The following is a 17,660-nucleotide window of genomic DNA, read 5'->3' on the forward strand; positions in this document are numbered from 1 at the left end:
GTGGTGGCCCGGCAGCGCATCTGCCGGCCAGACCACCCGCCAGCACCCCCAGCGCTCCGCCCGCTGCGTTCACCCCGCTCCACACTCCGAGCGCGCGTACGCGCTGCGGGCCCTCGGTGAACGTGGTGGTGAGCATCGCCAGCGTGGCCGGGGTGGCTGCGGCGGCTCCCAGGCCCTGACCGGCGCGGGCAGCGATCAGTTGCCAGGGGGCCTGGGCCAACCCGCCCACAAGCGAGCACAGCCCGAAGGCGGCCAGGCCCAGCACGAAGAGCCGACGCCGGCCGTACAGGTCGCATGCGCGGCCACCCAGCAGCAGAAATCCGCCGAGCGTGAGCGCGTATACGTGTACGACCCACGACAGGTCGAGCGGTGCGAACCCTAACGCGGTGCGCATGGCGGGCAGGGCGACGTTGACCACCGACAGGTCCAAGGCGACGGCGAACTGGGCAACGGCCCTCGACGCCTGGGGGATGATGATGGGCATGCCGCAACCGTCCGTACCGCGCAAAGCCCTCGGCCGACCTCCCCGCATCTCCCGCGAGGAAATCATCGCAACGGCCCGCCGGATCGTGGACGCGGAAGGCGTGGACCGGCTGACCATGCGGCGTCTGGCCACGGAGATCGGCAGCACGCCGATGGCGCTCTACCACCACGTCCGCAACAAGGAAGAACTGCTCGTCCTGCTGCTGGACGACTACGCCGCGCGGGCGCTGCACCGACCCGAACTGCCCGCCCAGCCTCGCGAGCGCGTCGTCGTCGCCGCTGCCGCGATCCACGAGGCGCTCGCCGCCTGCGCGTGGATCGCGGAGGTGCTCACCGCCGACGACCTGATGTCCACATCCGCCTTGTGGTTCGTCGAGCAGATCATCGACGGTCTGATCGAATGCGGACTGACCTCCGAGCAGGCCGTACACGGATACCGCGCGATCTGGTACTACACCGCCGGAGAGATCGTGGTCCGGACGGCGGCAGCCCGGCGGCGCACAGACGACCGCCCCACCTACCGCGAACGAGTCTTCGCCGACCTCGACCCGAGCGAGCTACCGCGCTTGGCGCAGGTCGCCGACCGTTGGGCACCACTGACCGCCGAGAACACCTACCTCGATGGGCTCCGAGCCCTGGTGGACGGCCTCCTCGCTGCCCGCTGACCCAACGGCAACCGACCCGGCACCGGCCCGCCCTCACCCCCTGGGTCAGCCGTGCAGCGCGCCCTGCTGCTCAGGTACGTGCGTCGCGACCACCCGTTCCCGCCCCGCCGGCGGAGTCTCCCGGCGCCGGTCCACCGCGTACGCCACGCTCGCCACGCCCAGGCCGAGGACGGCGAGGGCCGCACCCGCCGGAGCCGGGGACGTAACCCCGAAGCCCGCAGCCAGCGCCAAGCCGCCGATCCAGGCGCCGCCGGCGTTGGCCAGGTTGAAGGCCGCCTGGTTGGCGGAGGACGCCAGGGACGGGGCTGCCGATGCCTTCTCCATGACCATCAGTTGCAGCGGGGAGCCGGTGACGAACGCCGCCATGCCCAGCAGGGTCACCGCAACGGCCGCGCTCCACTCGGCGCGCATGAGGAGGGGGAAGAGCAGGAGTACCGCCGCCAGCGCGGCCAGGCCGCCGAAGAGGGTGCCGCGGAGGGAGTGGTCCGCCAGGCGTCCGCCCAGCAGGTTGCCCGCCGTCGCGCCCACGCCGAACAGGGCCAGGAGCAGGGTCACGCTGCCCTCGGCGTAGCCCGCCGCCTCCGTCAGCATCGGCGTGACGTAGCTGTACGCCGCGAAGAGCGCGCCGAAGCCCGCCACCGTCGTACCCAGCGCCAGCCACACCGGCACCGACCGCAGCGCGGCCAGTTCGCCGCGCAGGCCCGTCTCGGGGGCTGCGGTCCGATCCCGCGGGATCAGGAGGGCCAGCGACGCTATCGCCGCTATGCCGATCGCGCTGACGCCGAGGAACGTCACCCGCCAGCCCAGGTGCTGGCCCATGAGGGTCGCCACCGGCACGCCCGCGATGTTGGCGACGGTCAGGCCCAGGAACATCAGGGACACCGAGCGGGCCTTGCGCTCCGGCGGGACCATCGCCGTGGCGACGACCGCGCCGACGCCGAAGAAGGCCCCGTGCGGCAGGCCGCTGAGGAAGCGGGCGGCCAGGAGAGAGTCGTAGCCGGGGGCGAGGGCGGAGAGCGCGTTGCCCGCGACGAACAGGGCCATGAGGCCCATCAGGACCGTGCGGCGGGACATCCGCGCGGTCAGGGCCGCCAGCAGCGGGGCGCCGATCACCACGCCCAGGGCGTACGCCGAGACCAGGTGCCCGGCGGTGGGGATCGAGATGTGCAGGTCGTCCGCGACGTCGGGCAGCAGGCCCATCATCACGAACTCGGTCGTGCCGATACCGAAAGCGCCGACGGCCAGGGCGAGCAGGGCCAGGGGCATGAAGGGCCTGTGCCTTTCGAAGGAGAAGCGGGAGAGCGGAGTTCCGCACCTATTATGTTCAGGTACGGAACAAAGTCTCTCAGGCCCAGTATTCCGGCTGGTTACGAGGACGTGTCCAGCTTCACTCGGGCCGCCACCGGGAGGTGGTCGCTGCCCGTCCGGGCCAGGGTCCAGGAGCTCTCCGGCTCGACGCCCTTGACCATGATCTGGTCGATCCGGGCCATCGGGAACGACGCCGGCCAGCTGAACCCGAAGCCGCTGCCCGCCGCGCCCTGCGTGGAGCGCAGCTGCGAGGTGACGGCCTTCAGCGCGCGGTCGTTCATCGTGCCGTTGAGGTCGCCCAGCAGGACCACCCGCTTCAGCGGCTCGTCGGCGATCGCCTCACCCAGCGCGTCCGCGCTCTTGTCGCGCTGGCGGGCGGTGAACCCGGCCGCCATCTTCACGCGCACCGAGGGGAGATGGGCGACGTAGACCGCGATCGGACCCTTCGGGGTCGTCACCGTCGCGCGCATCGCGCGCTTCCAGCCGAGCTTGATGTCGACGGCCTCGACGCCGGTCATCGGGTACTTGCTCCACAGGCCGACGGTGCCGACGACCGCGTGGTACTTGTACGTCGCCGCCAGCGCCTTCTCGTACACCGGCACGGCGGACGCGGGCAGTTCCTCCAGCGCCAGCAGGTCCGCGCCGGAGCCCGCCACGTCCCGCGCGGTGCCCGCCGGGTCGGGGTTCTCGGCGTTGACGTTGTGCGTGGCCACCATGAGGTCGCCGCCGGCGCCTGTCTTGTCGGTGAGCAGCCCGCCGAAGACGTTCAGCCAGACGATCGCCGGGAGGACGACCGCGATGAGCGCGGTCGCGGACCTGCGGAGCAGGCCGAGGATCACCAGCACCGGGATGAGCAGGCCCAGCCAGGGCAGGAAGGTCTCGGTGAGGGAGCCGAGGTTGCCCACGGCGTTGGGGATGTGCGCGTGCAGCAGCATCACCAGGGCGAGGAGCAGCGCGATCGCCGCGAGGACGAGGCCGCGGCGCCAGATGTTGGCCTCACCGCGCCAGCCCTCGAACAGGCGGTGCAACAGGCGCCGGATCCGGGTCCACGGTCGCTCGGGCCCCGAGCCGCCGTTGTCCGTCTCCGTCATGTACGCCTGCTGCGCCATACCGTCTGCCTCACTGCCTGCCGTGCACACCGTCGCCCCTGTGTTCTTCCGACCCTAGGGGATGTTCGGCTCCGCTCCTGCCGTCCCATGACGGCCGTACGCAAGACGAGGACGAACAAGGCGACGCCCGGAGTTCCGGTTACCGCCGTGAGCGGCGTGGACTGTGACGAAACGCGCACATTGGCGCCCGCCCCGCTTCAGGCGATCGGCGCTATGACCCGGGCGAGCTGACAGGCCGTAGGCCGGCCAGGACCGTGTCGACGATGCTCTCCGACAGGCCTTCGGGCAGGTCGGCGTCGGGGCGCATGAGGGTGCGCACCAGCATGGGGCCGACGATCATGTCGTTGGCCAGGTCCAGGTCGACGTCCGTGCGCAGTTCGCCGTTGCGCTGGCCGCGCTGCAGCAGTTCGAGGCAGAGGGTGCGCCGCGGCGCGACGACCGCGGCGTGGTACGCCGTCCAGATCTTGGGGCTGGACTTCATCTGGGCGTACGCGTTGTGCAGGATCGCCGAGGAACGGCTGACCAGCCCGCGCAGCCGCAGGTGTTCCAGCACCACGACGAGGTCGTCCCGCATGGAGGTGCCGGGCAGCACCGGGTCGGGCGGTTCGGCGGCGCGCATGACGTCGACGAACAGCTCCTCCTTGCCGCTCCACCGGCGGTAGATGGTGGCCTTGCCGACCCCGGCCGTGCGCGCGACGCGCTCGATGGAGACCTCGGCGAGGGGCACGCCCTCCTCCATGAGCTTCATCACGCCTTCCAGAATGGCCCGTTCCACGGCCTCGCTGCGGGGGCGGCCCCTTGCGGGCCCGTCCGGGCGAGTCCGGCTGCTGACAAGGCTCACGTCGATCCGTCCTTTCGCTGCGCTCGGGCAATCCTCTCGCAACCACCTCCCTCTTCCGTGGAGTCCCGCTCGATCTCAGTCCCCGGCGTTCACCAACTCCGGTTCCGGCCTGCTCTGCTGACCGGCCGGCGGCTTGCCCGGCAGGAACAGGGCGACCACCACGGCGCCGAACAGCGCGACGCCCATGCCGCACAGGGCGGTGACGTGCATGGCGTGCAGGAAGGCGTCGTCGGCGGGTGTGACCAGCGCCTTGCCCTGGGGGCCGAGCTTCTGGGCGATGCCCAGCGTGGCCTCGATGGACTCGCCGGCGCTGTCGCGCAGGCCCGGCGGCAGCAGGCCGAGCTTGCCCTCGATGCCGTTGCGGTAGGCGGCGGAGAGCACCGAGCCGAGGACGGCGATGCCGAGGGCGCCGCCGACCTGGCGGAAGGTGTTGCTGAGCGCGGAGGCCGAGCCGGCCTTCTCGCGCGGCAGCGTCTGCATGATGACGACGGACATCGGCGTCATGATGTGCGCCATGCCGGTGCCCATGAGGAAGAAGACGACCTCCAGCAGCCAGATCGGCGTGTCGGCCTCGAAGGTCGCGAACGCGGCGAGCGTCGCGGCGACCAGCACCAGGCCGGCGGTGGTCGTGGCCTTGTTGCCGAACCGCTGGACGACCAGCCGGGCGCGCGGCGCGAAGATCATCTGCGCGGCGGCCAGCGGCAGCATCAGCATGCCCGACTGGAGCGGCGAGTAGCCGCGCACGCTCTGGGTGTAGAAGACGCCGAAGAACGTGACGCCCATCAGCGCGAAGAACACCAGCGCGATGGCGCTCATGGCGGCCGAGAACACCTTGTTCTGGAAGTAGGTGACATCCAGGGACGGGTGGTCGCTGCGCTTCTCGAAGACGACGAATGCGGCGAGGACGGCGAGACCGGCACCGATGGTGGACAGCACGGTGGTGTCGGTGAAGTCGGCCAGCTCACCGCCCTTGATGATGCCGTAGACCAGCAGGACCAGGCCCACGACGGACAGCGCCACGCCCACGGGGTCGAGACGGCCCGGGTTGGGATCGCGGGAGTCGGGGACCAGCCACAGCATCAGGGCGAGCGCGACGATCACGATCGGCACGTTGACGAAGAAGACCGAGCCCCACCAGAAGTGGTCGAGCAGGAAGCCGCCCGTGATCGGCCCGATCGCGATGGCGAGGCCGACACCGCCCGCCCAGATGCCGATGGCCTTGGGCTGCTCGTCGCGCTCGAAGACGTTCATGAGCACCGCGAGGGTCGCGGGCATGACGAACGCGGCACCGAGGGCCATCAGGGCGCGGAAGGCGATCAGCTGCCCCGGGGAGCCGGACTCGGCGGCCAGGGCCGAGCCGATGCCGAACACGAGCAGCCCGCCGAGCAGGACCTTCTTGCGGCCCAGGCGGTCGCCGACCAGGCCCGCGGTGAACAGCAGGCCCGCGAAGGCCAGGGTGTAGGCGTTGATCGCCCACTCGATCTCGCTCTGCGTGGCGCCGAGGCCGGTCGGCGCGGGGCTCGCGATGGTCTTCACGGCGACGTTCAGGATCGAGTTGTCGAGCACGACGATGAGCAGGCTCAGCATCAGGACGCCGAGGATCACCCAACGGCGCCGGTGCACGGCTTCCGGTATCCGGGAAGCGGGGACGGGCGTTGTCATGCGTCCGAGCGTACGCTCATTTCGATACGACACCGTCTCGTATCTAAATTCCTTTGCCGAGGTATTGCGCGGCGGGGCTTCGGCCGCGGTCGACACGGCCGAAGGGATCACAGGGCCTCCCCCTGGCTCTCCTTGGCACGAAGTGCCACCATGGAGTCGATCCGGGGACGCCGTCAGGGCGCCTCGAGATGACTGAAGGAGCCGTTGCCATGACGCAGCTTTCGGCTGCCCAGAACAAGCCTTCCGACGGCAGCAAGGCCCTGTACGGAGGGAAGGGCACCCGCCGCATCACCGTGCGCGACCTCGCCCTCGCCAAGGAGCGGGGCGAGAAGTGGCCCATGCTCACCGCCTACGACGCGATGACCGCGTCCGTCTTCGACGAGGCCGGGATCCCGGTGATCCTGGTCGGCGACTCGGCGGGCAACTGCCACCTCGGGTACGAGACGACCGTGCCCGTCACGCTGGACGAAATGACGATGCTGTCCGCCGCCGTCGTACGCGGCACGCAGCGCGCCCTGATCGTGGGCGACCTGCCCTTCGGGTCCTACCAGGAGGGTCCGGTGCAGGCGCTGCGCTCGGCGACCCGGCTGGTGAAGGACGCCGGGGTCGGCGCGGTCAAGCTGGAGGGCGGCGAGCGCTCGCACGAACAGATCCGGCTGCTGGTGGAAGCCGGCATCCCGGTGATGGCCCACATCGGCCTGACCCCGCAGTCCGTCAACGCGATGGGCTACCGCGTGCAGGGGCGCGGCGAGGAGGCGGCACAGCAGCTGCTGCGCGACGCGAAGGCCGTGCAGGACGCGGGTGCGTTCGCGGTCGTCCTGGAGCTGGTTCCGGCGGAGCTGGCGGCCGAGGTGACGCGGGTGCTGCACATCCCGACGGTCGGTATCGGCGCCGGGCCGGAGACGGATGCGCAGGTGCTGGTGTGGACCGACATGCTCGGGCTGACGAGCGGGCGGGTCCCGAAGTTCGTCAAGAAGTACGCGAACCTGCGTGAGGTCATGGGGAACGCGGTGAAGGAGTTCGCGGAGGACGTCGTCGGCGGGGCGTTCCCGCTGGAGGAGCACTCCGTCCACTAGGCCATTGCGGCACAAAGGCAGCCCGCCGATCTTCCCCCGTCGGCGGGCTGCCGTGCTTTGCGCCTAAACCGGCGCCGCTCTCGCGGAGGTGGTTGCTCGCCATCGTGGTGGCTCAATTGATGGTTGCGGTGGTCGTCGGGGAGTTGTCGGTGGCTGTCGGTCACCTGTCGGCGGTTTGTCGGTCGGCGCTGACAGCGTGTTCCACATGACGCGAATCGACAACAGCCCCGCCGGCGGGCGTTCCGCCGTGACCGTACGGGGACTGGTCAAGCACTACGGCGAGACCAAGGCACTGGACGGTGTCGACCTGGACGTCCGCGAGGGCACCGTGATGGGTGTCCTCGGGCCGAACGGCGCCGGCAAGACCACCCTCGTACGCATCCTGTCCACCCTGCTCACCCCCGACGCCGGAACGGCCACCGTGGCCGGCTACGACGTCGTACGCCAGCCCCGGCAGCTGCGCCGGGTCATCGGCCTCACCGGGCAGTACGCCTCGGTGGACGAGAAGCTCCCGGGCTGGGAGAACCTGTACATGATCGGGCGGCTGCTGGACCTGCCCCGCAAGGACGCCCGCGCCCGCGCCGACGAGCTGCTGGAGCGGTTCTCCCTCACCGAGGCCGCCAAGCGCCCGGCGAGCACGTACTCCGGCGGTATGCGCAGGCGGCTGGACCTGGCCGCCTCGATGATCGGCCGGCCGGCCGTGCTGTACCTGGACGAGCCGACGACCGGCCTCGACCCCCGCACCCGCAACGAGGTGTGGGACGAGGTCAAGGCGATGGTCGGCGACGGCGTCACCGTGCTGCTCACCACCCAGTACATGGAGGAGGCCGAGCAGCTCGCCTCCGAGCTGACCGTGGTGGACCGCGGCCAGGTCATCGCGAAGGGCGGCATCGAGGAGCTGAAGGCCAAGGTCGGCGGGCGCACCCTGCGCATCCGGCCGCTCGACCCGCTGGAGCTGAGCCCGCTCGCCACGATGCTGGACGAGCTGGGCGTCACCGGGCTCGCGAGCACCGCCGTGGACAACGAGACCGGGTCCCTGCTGGTGCCGGTCCTCAGCGACGAGCAGCTGACCGCTGTGGTCGGCGCGGTCATCGCGCGCGGCATCACCCTCTCCTCCGTCACCACCGAACTCCCCAGCCTGGACGAGGTGTTCCTGTCCCTCACCGGCCACCGTGCCGGTGACGCGCAGGACGCCGTCGCCGCCGACTCCCGCCAGGAGGTCGCCGCATGAGCGCCCGCCCGTCTCCCACCACCACCCTGACCGAGGCGCTTCGCGCCGCCCCTTCGAACACCACCACTGTTTCCGCGGCCGACGTCGCCGCCCCCGCCGACAACCTCAGCGACATGCGGATTCCGCTGCGCGGGCATCTGCGCCACACCGGCGCGCTGATCCGCCGCAATCTGCTGTGGATCCGCCAGGACCCCGAGTCGATGTTCGACGCGGTGTTCATGCCGATCGTCTTCACGCTGCTCTTCGTGTACGTCTTCGGCGGCTCGATCGGGATGGCGCTGGGCGGCGGTCAGGACCGGTACGTGCAGTACGTCATCCCCGGCATGCTGGCGATGATGAGCATGACGATGTCGCAGGGCGTCGGCACCGGCTTCAGCCAGGACTTCAACAGCGGTGTCATGGACCGCTTCCGGTCGATGCCGATCGGGCGCGGCTCGGTGCTGTTCGCGAAGATCGCGGTGGAGCTGGGCCGGATGCTGGTCGCGACGGCCATCCTGATGGTCGTCGCCGTCCTGGTCGGCTTCCACATCCACCACTGGGCGGGCCTGTTCGCGACCGTCGGCCTGGCCGCGCTGTTCGCCTCGTCGGTCATGTGGGTGTTCCTCACCCTCGGTGTCGTCCTGAAGAACGCGCAGTCCGTGCAGGCGATGGGCTTCCTGGTGCTGTTCCCGCTCCAGTTCGGCTCGTCCATCTTCGCCCCGACCAAGTCGATGCCGGGCTGGCTGCAGCACTTCACCGACTACAACCCGCTGTCCACGCTCGCGGACTCGGCGCGCGGCCTCATGCTGGGCGGCCCGGTCGCGCACGACGTGTGGGTCACGGTCATCTGGTCGCTGGGCATCACCGCGGTGATGGCACCGGTCGCCATCCACAAGTTCCGCACGAAGATCTGACGTTCGCCGAGTCAGACCAGGGCGGTGGCCTCCGCGAGGGAGAGGCCACCGCCCTCGGCGTACGCCGCCGTGTACGACTCCTCGTCCAGCGCGGCCCGGATGGACTCCTCGGTGAGGTCGTACACCCGCTTCTCCACACCGGTGGACACATGGCCGCCCGGCAGCAGCGCGTCGGCGGCGGCCAGGCAGCGGGCGGCGTCGGCGGCGCGCCTGCCGCCGTCGACGCCGGCGAGGGCCGCCGCCGCGACCGTGAGGCAGATGGAGTGCATGTGCGGGACGACGGCCTCGGACAGCGGGTCCACGGCCAGGCCCAAGGCCCTGCGGACCCGGGTCAGGGCGTCCTCGGACCGGCCGTCGAGGGTGTCCAGCCAGGCCTCCTGGACGAGGATCATGGCGTCGAACACGATGAAGTGCGACATCCTGAACTCTTCGCGCAGCAGCCGGAGTTGTTCGCGCGCCTCGCCCGTCCGGTCGGTCAGGCCGAGCCAGCAGGCGAGGAAGAGCCGGGCGGCTGGCATGGCCTCGTTGTGGGAGCCGTCGTGGCTCGCGACGACGTCCCAGAGCATCCGCTCGCCGCGTTCGGTCTCGCCCGCATCCATGAGCACGTTGCCGAGACGGGAGCGCAGCATGCCCAGCTGGGCGCGGGCGCCGAGGCGTTCGGCGTGCTCGATGGCCTCCGAGTAGTCGGCGGCGGCCTGCTCGTAGGCGCCCTTGCGCTCGTGGGACTCGCCGCGGGCGGACAGCGCCTCGGCGGCGCCCCAGCCGTCGCCGAGGCGGCGGCAGATCTCCAGGGCCTCGTCGGCGTCGCGGGTGGCGTCCCCCGCCCACGCGGTGCGGTTGGCGAGGATGTTGGCGCGCAGGTAGAGGGCTCCGGCCAGCTCCCACTCGAAGCCCGGGGTGTCCCGGCAGGTCTGCACGACCGCGTCGGTGATCGTCCGCAGCCGTTCGGCGCCGCCGGTCAGCATCTCGGCGAAGATCCACATCATGCCCGGGGCGCGACAGGTCTGCGGCAGGCCGGGCTCGTAGACCTGGGTGACGACGCGCAGCTTGGCCTGCGCCTCGGGGGTCTGCCAGGCCTCCATCTCGGTGTCCATGCAGGCGAGATGGGCGAGGTGGACACCGCGCCGGGCCTCGGCGAGGACCTCGCCGGTGTACGGCGGCGGGGCGTCGGTGCAGCGCTGCCACACGGGCTGGGCGTGGCGCACCGGTTCGGCGAACGGGTCGGGGCCGAGCGCCATGACCTCCCGGCTCCAGGCGCGGGTCTCATGGCGCTGGTCGCGCATCTGCCAGAACCAGTGCAGGGACAGCACCAGGCACAGGCCCTCCTGCTCGTCGCCGAGCGCGACGGCGTGCCGCAGGGCGGTGCGCAGGTTCTCGTACTCCAGCTGGAACCGGGCGATGGCGGCGCTCTGTTCGGGGCCGCGCAGCAACGGGTCGGTGGTGCGGGCGAGTTCGCGGTAGTACGTCAGATGCGCGCGCTCGGCCTCGGCGCGGCGCCCGGTCTCGGCCAGCCGTTCGGCGGCGTACTCCGCGACGGTCTCCAGCAGCCGGTAGCGCATCGCGCCGTCCACCGAAGGGGCGGCCACCACCAGGGACTTGTCGACCAGGGAGCCGAGCGCGTCCAGGGCGACCGGGCCGCACACGGCCTCGGCGGCGGCCAGGTCGCAGCCGCCCGCGAAGACCGACAGCCGGGACAGGACGTCCCGTTCGTCCGCGTCCAGCAGCTCCCAGGACCAGTCGACGACGGCGCGCAGGGTCTGCTGGCGGGGCAGCACGGTGCGGCTGCCGGAGGTGAGCAGCCGGAAGCGGTCGTCCAGCCGGTCGGCTATCTGGCGGGGCGTCAGCATGCGCAGGCGGGCCGCCGCCAGCTCGATCGCGAGGGGCAGGCCGTCGAGCCGCCGGCAGATCTCGGCGCAGGCCGCCGGGTCGCCCTCGACGCTGAATCCGGGGCGGGCCGCGGCGCCCCGCTCGGTGAGCAGGCGCAGCGCGACCGGCTCCGGCAGCGGCTCCACGGGCCGCAGCAACTCCCCCGGCACGCCGAGGGGTTCGCGGCTGGTGGCCAGCACGGTCAGCTGCGGGCAGCGGGCCAGCAGATGCTCCACGAGCCGGGCGGCGGCCTCCACGACGTGCTCGCAGTTGTCGAGGATGAGCAGCATCCGGCGCCGGGCGCAGTGCTCCACGAGCCGTTCGACGGGGTCGTCCCAGTCGCCGGCCGCGCGCATGGTCTCGACACCGGCGCCGTACAGCACGGTCTCGCGGGCGCCGATCGCGGTGAGCACAGCCTGCGGGACGGCGTCCGGCTCGTCCACGGGCGCCAGTTCGGCCAGCCACACCCCGTCCCGGGCGGTGTGCCGTACGGCCTCGGCGGCCTCCTGCGACAGCCGGGTCTTCCCGGCGCCGCCGGGGCCGAGCAGGGTGACCAGCCGGGCCGCCCGGAGGTCGGCGCCGATGGCCTCGATGTCGGCCTCACGGCCGACGAAGGAGGTGAGCCGGGCGGGCAGGTTGCCGAGCGCCTCCGGAGCCGGAGGGCGCGCGGGGGGCTCGGGTTCCGCAGCGGGCCCGGCCAGCAACTCTGCGTGCAGCGCGCGCAGTTCGGGCCCGGGGTCGGAGCCGAGCCGGTCCGCGAGGAGCCGTCGTACGTCCTGGTAGGCGGCGAGCGCCTGGGCCGGGCGGCCCGCATCGCGCAGCGCGCGCAGGCGCAGCGCCTGGAGCGGCTCGTCCAGGGGGTGGCTGTCGCACAGGGCGGTCAGCTCGGGCAGCGACTGCTCGGCGTGGCCGAGGGCGAGGGCGGCGGTGTGCCGGGCGCGCAGGGCGTCGAGCCGGCGGGTTTCCCAGCGGGCCGCCTCGGCGGTGTGGTCGGGCAGGTCGACGAGGGCGGGGCCGCGCCACAGGGCGAGGGCGTCGTCCAGGACGACCGCGGCCTTGGCCGGGTCGCCGTCGGCCAGGGCGCGCAGCCCCTCGCCGGTCAGCCGGTCGAACCGGCCGAGGTCGATGTCGTCGGGCGTGGCCGTGAGCCGGTAGCCGCCGTCGACGGAGGCGACGGCGTCCGCGCCGAGCGCCCGGCGCAGCCGTCCGACCAGCGCCTGGAGGGCACCGGCGGCGTCGGCGGGCGGGTCGGCGCCCCACACCTCGTCCACCAGCACGCCTGCCGGCACGGTACGGCCGGCCCGCAGGGCGAGCACGGAGAGCAGGGCACGCAGCCGCGTCCCGCCGACCGGGAGCTGCGTGCCGTCGGGACGGAGTGCCTGGGTGGAGCCGAGGAGGCGATAGCGCACAGGGTCCATTGTCTCCGGTGCCGTCAGAACCGGTCACCGGGCTGCGGCGGGGTGGCGTCCGTGACTTCCAGGGTGACGAGGACACCGACGGCACGGCGGACCCGGTACGGCACCCGCCGCGGTGGCGGTTCCTCGTCCTCGAACTTGTCGAACCACTTCGGGCAGGCGCCGAGGGGCTCCTGGGTCCGTCCGCCGGGCACCGGTTCCAGCTTGCGCCCGGTCCCGCGGATGACCAGCGTCCCGGGTTCCGGGTCGGGAAGCTCGACGGCGCGGGGGTCGTGGTGAGCCAGGTACTCCTGCCGCACCAGGTCGACAGAGCGCACGCGCCCGGCGGTCGGCCGGGCGGGGCCGCCGTGGTTCTCCACCCACGCCTGCGCGCCGTACCCGACGCCGTCCCGCGGGGCCTTCGCGTCGTAGGCGACGAGCTTCCAGGCCACCGCGTCCCCCACCGCGAACGGCGTGCCGCAGCACTCCATCTGCCAGTCCTCGTAGAACACCCTCATCAGTGCCATTCCCCCACCCTTCCGGAACCCGGGGGCGACCGCGAGACGTTTTCCCCGTATCCCCGCATCCTCTCGGATCCGGGACCGCCGGAAAGGTCCGGCCATTTGGTTTACCTAACTCTCAGTCCCTTAGATACAAACACGCTAGCCTCAAGCCATGGAACGACCTCCCAGGGCACTGATCGCCATCCGGCTGACCGTCCGGACCGAATCGACCACCAGCCCTGCACGGCAGCTCGAAGAGTGCAGGTCCTTCTGCGAGTTACGTGGCTGGGAGGTCGTCGGTGTCGCCGAAGACCTATCCGTCTCCGCCACCGCAGTGCCGCCGTGGAAGCGTCCAGAACTCTCCCGATGGCTCGACGACCGAGCACCCGAATTCGACGTCATCGTCTTCTGGCGACTCGACCGGTTCGTTCGCCGAGTCGGTGACCTGCACGAGATGATCGAGTGGGCTGAGGGCCACGGACGCAAGGGGCTGGTTTCCGCTACCGAACCATTCGATCTCACGAGTTCGACGGGAAAGGAGACAGCCACCGTGATCGCTACATTCGCCCAGATGGAAGCCCGTGCCGCCGCTGATCGGGTTGCGTCGGCACGTGCCCACCTACTCACGTCCACGCGATGGGGCGGCAGTTCACCCCCTTTCGGCTATCGCACCTACGCGAAGGACGGCGCACGCTACCTGGAGATCAACCCGGAAACGGCGGCCATTGTCCGGGAAGCTGCTCGGCGCGTCATTGACGGGGAGCCGGTCAATGCCATCTGCCGAGACTTCGAAGACCGCGGGCTGCCTGCACCCGCGGACACGTACCAACGAAACAAGTCCGGCAAGGACTTCGTCTGGTATCCCCGCACACTCAAGGGAATTCTCACGTCTCCCACCCTGCTGGGATGGAAGACACGCAGCGAGGACGTTGCCGGCAAGAAGTACAAGAAGCGAGTCCTCGTGAACGACCAGGACGGCCGTCCCATCCGCGTAGCCGAAGCGGTGCTGGACCAAGATGCCTTCAATCGGCTTCAGGACGCCTTGACCCGTTCTGCCTCCCCGGTCACCCGACGCTCGGCAACGCCCAGGACCCCGCTCCTCAACGTGATCAAGTGCGGAGGGTGCGGCAAGAATCTGCAGCTGCACACGTCAAGGAGGCGACGCAAGGACGGGACGTACCGGATGACCGAAAAAGTCCGCTGTCTTTCGCGAGTCGGATCCCCGGCATGCCCCGGCTACGTGTTCCTGCCGGACGAGGAGATCGTCACTCCCATCCGGCACATGTTGATCCAGACAATCGGAGATGCGCCTGTCACCCGTCGCGTCTACGTCCCACGTGTCCAGGCCAAGGCCGAGTCGAGCAATCCGTCACATGGGGCCGATGAGGATCACTGGCGGTTCGTGCCGCTCGGTGCCACCTTCGCCGAGCGGTGGCAGAGCATGGAAACCACCGAGATCGGTGAGGATCTGATCCAGGCCGGCATCACAGTCAGCTGCCACCCGCGAGAACGCGGTGGCCATGTTCTGGAGATCCCCGAAGACTTCAGGGAGCGCCTTGCGAAGTTTCTGAGTTAGTCGAGCCCCCACGGCTGCCGGGCCCCACGCGCTCCCTGCTTCTCCGCTCCGGGAGACTCACAGCCGGGCGAGTCGTTGTCTCCACGTCCACCATCACGATCGAAGCTTCCCCCGTTCGGCCACCACGTCCCAGGAGCCCCGCCCATGACCACCACCTCCCGCACGAGCGAACAGCGGATCAGCCCGGTATTCCTCGGAATCAGTGCTGTTACGGCAGCCACTGCATGGGCGGTGTGGGCAGGTTTCGCTTCGTCTCCAGGACTCGCTGTCTTCCTCTTCGTCACCTCGGCCTGGGTGATATCTCTCTGTCTCCATGAGTACGCACACGCGCGCACCGCACTGCACGCAGGCGACATCACCGTCCGATCCAAGGGCTACTTGAGCCTCAATCCTCTCGCCTACACACATGCCCTGCTCAGCGTCGTGCTGCCCGTGCTGTTCGTGATCATGGGCGGGATCGGTCTGCCGGGCGGGGCGGTGTTCATCGAGCGGGGCCGCATCCGGGGCCGCTGGCGGCACAGCCTGATCTCGGCGGCGGGCCCGCTGACGAACGTGCTGTTCGCGGCGGTGTGCACCGCGCCCTTCTGGCTGCACGCCCTGGACGGGGTGCCCCGCGACTTCCGGTACGCGCTGGCGTTCCTCGCCCTGCTCCAGGTGACGGCGGCGATCCTGAACTTCCTGCCGGTGCCGGGCCTGGACGGCTACGGCGTCCTCGAACCCTGGCTGTCGTACGACATCAAGCGCCAGGTGGCGCCCTTCGCGCCGTTCGGGCTGATGTTCGTGTTCGCGCTGCTGTGGCTGCCGTCGCTCAACCACACGTTCTTCGACCTGATCCACTCGCTCCTGCGCGACCTGGGCGTCGGCGAGGACGAGACGTACTGCGGATACGACCTGTTCCGCTTCTGGCGGGAGAGCGACCCCTACTGCGCGGTCAGCCCGTGACCGACTTCTTGCCCTGCCCGGTGGCCCGGCCGCGCTTGTAGTAGTACCAGGTCATGTTGGAGGACACGCCCGCCATCAGCACCCAGAAGATCCCCAGCCAGCTGCCCTGAGCGAAGGAGACGACCGCCGCGGCCACGGCGAGCACGCAGACGGCGAGGGTGTAGAGGGCGATGCGGGGCATGACGGGGGCTCCGGCTCCTGTCGGGGGGACACTGCTACGGCCACCAGTGTCCCCCATGGGCTCAGACGTCCGTGACGCGGAGCCCGGCGTGTGCCTTGTAGCGGCGGTTGACGGAGATCAGGTTCGCGACCAGTGCCTCGACCTGGTGGGCGCCCCGCAGCCGGCCCGCGAAGACACCGCGCATGCCCGGGATGCGCCCGGCCAGCGCCTGAACGATCTCGACATCCGCGCGCTGCTCGCCGAGCACCATCACATCGGTGTCGATCTGCTCGATCTCCGGGTCCTCGAGCAGCACGGCCGACAGGTGGTGGAAGGCGGCGGTGACCCGGGAGTCCGGCAGCAGGGCGGCGGCCTGCTGCGCCGCGCTGCCCTCCTCCGGCTTCAGGGCGTAGGCGCCCTGCTTGTCGAAGCCGAGCGGGTTGACGCAGTCGACGACGAGCTTGCCGGCCAGTTCCTCGCGCAGCGACTCCAGCGTCTTGGCATGGCCGTCCCACGGCACAGCGACGATCACGATGTCGCTGCGGCGCGCGGTCTCGGCGTTGTCGGCGCCCTCGATGCCGTACCCCAGTTCCGCGGCGGCGGCCTGGGCGCGCTCGGTGGCCCGGGAGCCGATGATCACCTTCTGGCCGGCCCTGGCGAGCCGGTAGGCCAGGCCCTTGCCCTGCGGGCCGGTGCCGCCGAGCACGCCGACGACGAGTCCGGAGACGTCGGGCAGGTCCCAGGGGTCCTTCGCCGGGGCCTTGGCGGGGGTCTGTGCGCTGTCGGTAGAGGTCATGGGCCGACTCTACGTCCGTGGCGCAGACGGCACCGGGTCAGGTGAGCCGCATCACGGGCACCCGGCGGAAGGTGATCGTCTCGTAGGGGCCGAAGTCCCCTGTCTCGTACAGGAGTCCGACGGTGTCCCGGTCGATCCGGACGAGGTCGGAGTAGGCGGCGGGCAGCCCGTCGAGGGTGACCGCCGTGCGCCAGGTGGTGCCGCCGTCGACCGAGGCCCGGATGGTCATCAGGGCGCGGGCGGCGGGGTCCGCGGGGGCGGAGAAGAGGAGCAGGTCGGGGTCGCGGAGCTGGAGGACGGAGGCCTCGCAGACGGGCGCGGTGAGCCCGGCCTGCGGGCGGAAGGGCTTGGCCAGGGTCTTCCCGCCGTCCTTGGAGTGGGCGTCGGCGCGGTTGCCGGGTGAGGGCGAATCGTTGCGGGTGTTGAAGTAGACGCGGCCGTCGGGGAGTTCGGCAGCCGTGGTCTCGTTGACGTTGACGTATCCGTCGGTGTTCTCGTCCACGTAGCCGAGGCGCCAGCTCTCGCCGCGGTCGTCGCTGAGCAGGCAGTGGCCGGAGTTGTACCGGGCCTCTGAGCCGGTGTCGGTGCCGGTGGGCGGGACGGTGTGGTTGGCGGGGACGACGACGCGGCCGGTGCGCAGTTGCAGCGCGTGCCCGGGGGTGGTGGCGTACCAGCGCCAGCCGGGCTTCTTCACCTGCGTGGTGATCTCCCGCGGCGCGGACCAGGTCGTGCCGTCGTCGTCGCTGTGCTGCACCCAGACGCGCCGTCCGTCGGCGTCACTGACCTGGCCGTGCAGGATGGCGGCCTCGGTGGCGGTGGCGGCGGCCCGGATGTGCACGAGCAGGATGCGGCCGGTGTCGAGGACGACGGGGGCGGGGTTGCCGGCGAGGTTCTTGCCGTTGCGCGCGGCGACCGTCAACGGCCCCCAGGTACGGCCGCCGTCCGTGGACCGCTTGAGCACGATGTCGATGTGCCCGTGGTCGGAGGCGGAGCCGACGCGGCCCTCGCAGAAGGCGAGCAGAGTGCCGGCCCGGGTGGCGACGACGGCCGGGATACGGAAACTCGCGTAGCCCTCGTGGCCGGAGCGGAAGGGAACGGTGACATCGGCATCGGTCATGTGGCGGCTCCTCGGGGTGAACGGGAGTGAACGGCAGT

General features: G+C 71.0%; 15 protein-coding genes and 1 pseudogene. 6 read left to right on the plus strand and 10 right to left on the minus strand.

All coding sequences use genetic code 11. The features are described 5' to 3' along the window. Nucleotides 1–28: 28 nt before the first annotated feature. Nucleotides 29–484: pseudogene (locus tag ACWD35_RS12500) on the minus strand (MFS transporter); the annotation flags it as partial. Here ACWD35_RS12500 and ACWD35_RS12505 point away from each other — a divergent pair. Continuing rightward, complete coding sequence (locus ACWD35_RS12505) at nucleotides 483–1,148, plus strand: TetR/AcrR family transcriptional regulator (protein ID WP_451351167.1); 666 nt, start codon at nucleotides 483–485, stop codon at nucleotides 1,146–1,148. The pseudogene ACWD35_RS12500 and the gene ACWD35_RS12505 sit on opposite strands and share 2 nt — an antisense overlap. A gap of 45 nt (nucleotides 1,149–1,193) precedes the next feature. Here the strand turns inward: ACWD35_RS12505 and ACWD35_RS12510 are convergent, their stop codons facing one another. From ACWD35_RS12510 to ACWD35_RS12525, 4 genes are all read right to left on the minus strand, one after another. Beyond that, the gene (locus tag ACWD35_RS12510) at nucleotides 1,194–2,414 is read right to left on the minus strand and encodes an MFS transporter (protein ID WP_451351168.1); all 1,221 of its coding nucleotides are present in this window, start codon (nucleotides 2,412–2,414) and stop codon (nucleotides 1,194–1,196) included. A gap of 101 nt (nucleotides 2,415–2,515) precedes the next feature. Beyond that, the gene (locus tag ACWD35_RS12515) at nucleotides 2,516–3,565 is read right to left on the minus strand and encodes an endonuclease/exonuclease/phosphatase family protein (RefSeq protein WP_451351169.1); all 1,050 of its coding nucleotides are present in this window, start codon (nucleotides 3,563–3,565) and stop codon (nucleotides 2,516–2,518) included. A 211-nt stretch (nucleotides 3,566–3,776) separates the two neighbouring features. Further along, complete coding sequence (locus tag ACWD35_RS12520) at nucleotides 3,777–4,406, minus strand: TetR/AcrR family transcriptional regulator (RefSeq protein WP_451351170.1); 630 nt, start codon at nucleotides 4,404–4,406, stop codon at nucleotides 3,777–3,779. Between the two features lie 75 nt (nucleotides 4,407–4,481). Continuing rightward, nucleotides 4,482–6,068 carry an MFS transporter gene (locus ACWD35_RS12525; protein WP_451351171.1) on the minus strand — a complete coding sequence of 529 codons (1,587 nt, stop codon included), beginning with the start codon at nucleotides 6,066–6,068 and terminating at the stop codon, nucleotides 4,482–4,484. A gap of 209 nt (nucleotides 6,069–6,277) precedes the next feature. Here ACWD35_RS12525 and panB point away from each other — a divergent pair, with 209 nt between their 5' ends. From panB to ACWD35_RS12540, 3 genes are all read left to right on the plus strand, one after another. Next, complete coding sequence (gene panB / locus ACWD35_RS12530) at nucleotides 6,278–7,144, plus strand: 3-methyl-2-oxobutanoate hydroxymethyltransferase (protein ID WP_451351172.1); 867 nt, start codon at nucleotides 6,278–6,280, stop codon at nucleotides 7,142–7,144. A gap of 205 nt (nucleotides 7,145–7,349) precedes the next feature. After that, the gene (locus ACWD35_RS12535) at nucleotides 7,350–8,375 is read left to right on the plus strand and encodes an ATP-binding cassette domain-containing protein (protein WP_451351173.1); all 1,026 of its coding nucleotides are present in this window, start codon (nucleotides 7,350–7,352) and stop codon (nucleotides 8,373–8,375) included. A 113-nt stretch (nucleotides 8,376–8,488) separates the two neighbouring features. Next, entirely contained in the window at nucleotides 8,489–9,268 is a 780-nt protein-coding gene (locus ACWD35_RS12540; protein WP_451351420.1) for an ABC transporter permease, read from the plus strand. A gap of 11 nt (nucleotides 9,269–9,279) precedes the next feature. Here ACWD35_RS12540 and ACWD35_RS12545 read toward each other — a convergent pair whose 3' ends face one another. Further along, a complete protein-coding gene (locus ACWD35_RS12545; RefSeq protein ID WP_451351174.1) occupies nucleotides 9,280–12,552 on the minus strand; it encodes a BTAD domain-containing putative transcriptional regulator in 3,273 nt (1,090 codons plus the stop codon). 14 nt (nucleotides 12,553–12,566) lie between these two features. Then, the gene (locus ACWD35_RS12550) at nucleotides 12,567–13,055 is read right to left on the minus strand and encodes a DUF6578 domain-containing protein (RefSeq protein WP_451351175.1); all 489 of its coding nucleotides are present in this window, start codon (nucleotides 13,053–13,055) and stop codon (nucleotides 12,567–12,569) included. Between the two features lie 148 nt (nucleotides 13,056–13,203). On the opposite strand from ACWD35_RS12550, the gene ACWD35_RS12555 reads away from it, so the two are divergent. Together ACWD35_RS12555 and ACWD35_RS12560 are read left to right on the plus strand one after the other, a co-directional pair. Continuing rightward, nucleotides 13,204–14,607 carry a recombinase family protein gene (locus ACWD35_RS12555; protein WP_451351176.1) on the plus strand — a complete coding sequence of 468 codons (1,404 nt, stop codon included), beginning with the start codon at nucleotides 13,204–13,206 and terminating at the stop codon, nucleotides 14,605–14,607. A 144-nt stretch (nucleotides 14,608–14,751) separates the two neighbouring features. After that, nucleotides 14,752–15,549, plus strand: a complete 798-nt coding sequence (locus ACWD35_RS12560) for a site-2 protease family protein (RefSeq protein ID WP_451351177.1) — start codon at nucleotides 14,752–14,754, stop codon at nucleotides 15,547–15,549. On the opposite strand, the gene ACWD35_RS12565 is transcribed toward ACWD35_RS12560, so the two are convergent. The 3 genes from ACWD35_RS12565 to ACWD35_RS12575 form a co-directional block, all read right to left on the minus strand. Beyond that, nucleotides 15,539–15,730, minus strand: a complete 192-nt coding sequence (locus ACWD35_RS12565) for a hypothetical protein (RefSeq protein ID WP_451351178.1) — start codon at nucleotides 15,728–15,730, stop codon at nucleotides 15,539–15,541. The two genes, ACWD35_RS12560 and ACWD35_RS12565, sit on opposite strands and share 11 nt — an antisense overlap. A 61-nt stretch (nucleotides 15,731–15,791) precedes the next feature. Beyond that, complete coding sequence (npdG, locus tag ACWD35_RS12570; protein WP_451351179.1) at nucleotides 15,792–16,505, minus strand: NADPH-dependent F420 reductase; 714 nt, start codon at nucleotides 16,503–16,505, stop codon at nucleotides 15,792–15,794. 37 nt (nucleotides 16,506–16,542) lie between these two features. Then, the gene (locus tag ACWD35_RS12575; protein ID WP_451351180.1) at nucleotides 16,543–17,622 is read right to left on the minus strand and encodes a sialidase family protein; all 1,080 of its coding nucleotides are present in this window, start codon (nucleotides 17,620–17,622) and stop codon (nucleotides 16,543–16,545) included. Nucleotides 17,623–17,660: the final 38 nt, after the last annotated feature.

It is taken from the genome of Streptomyces sp. NPDC002671 (assembly GCF_053592475.1).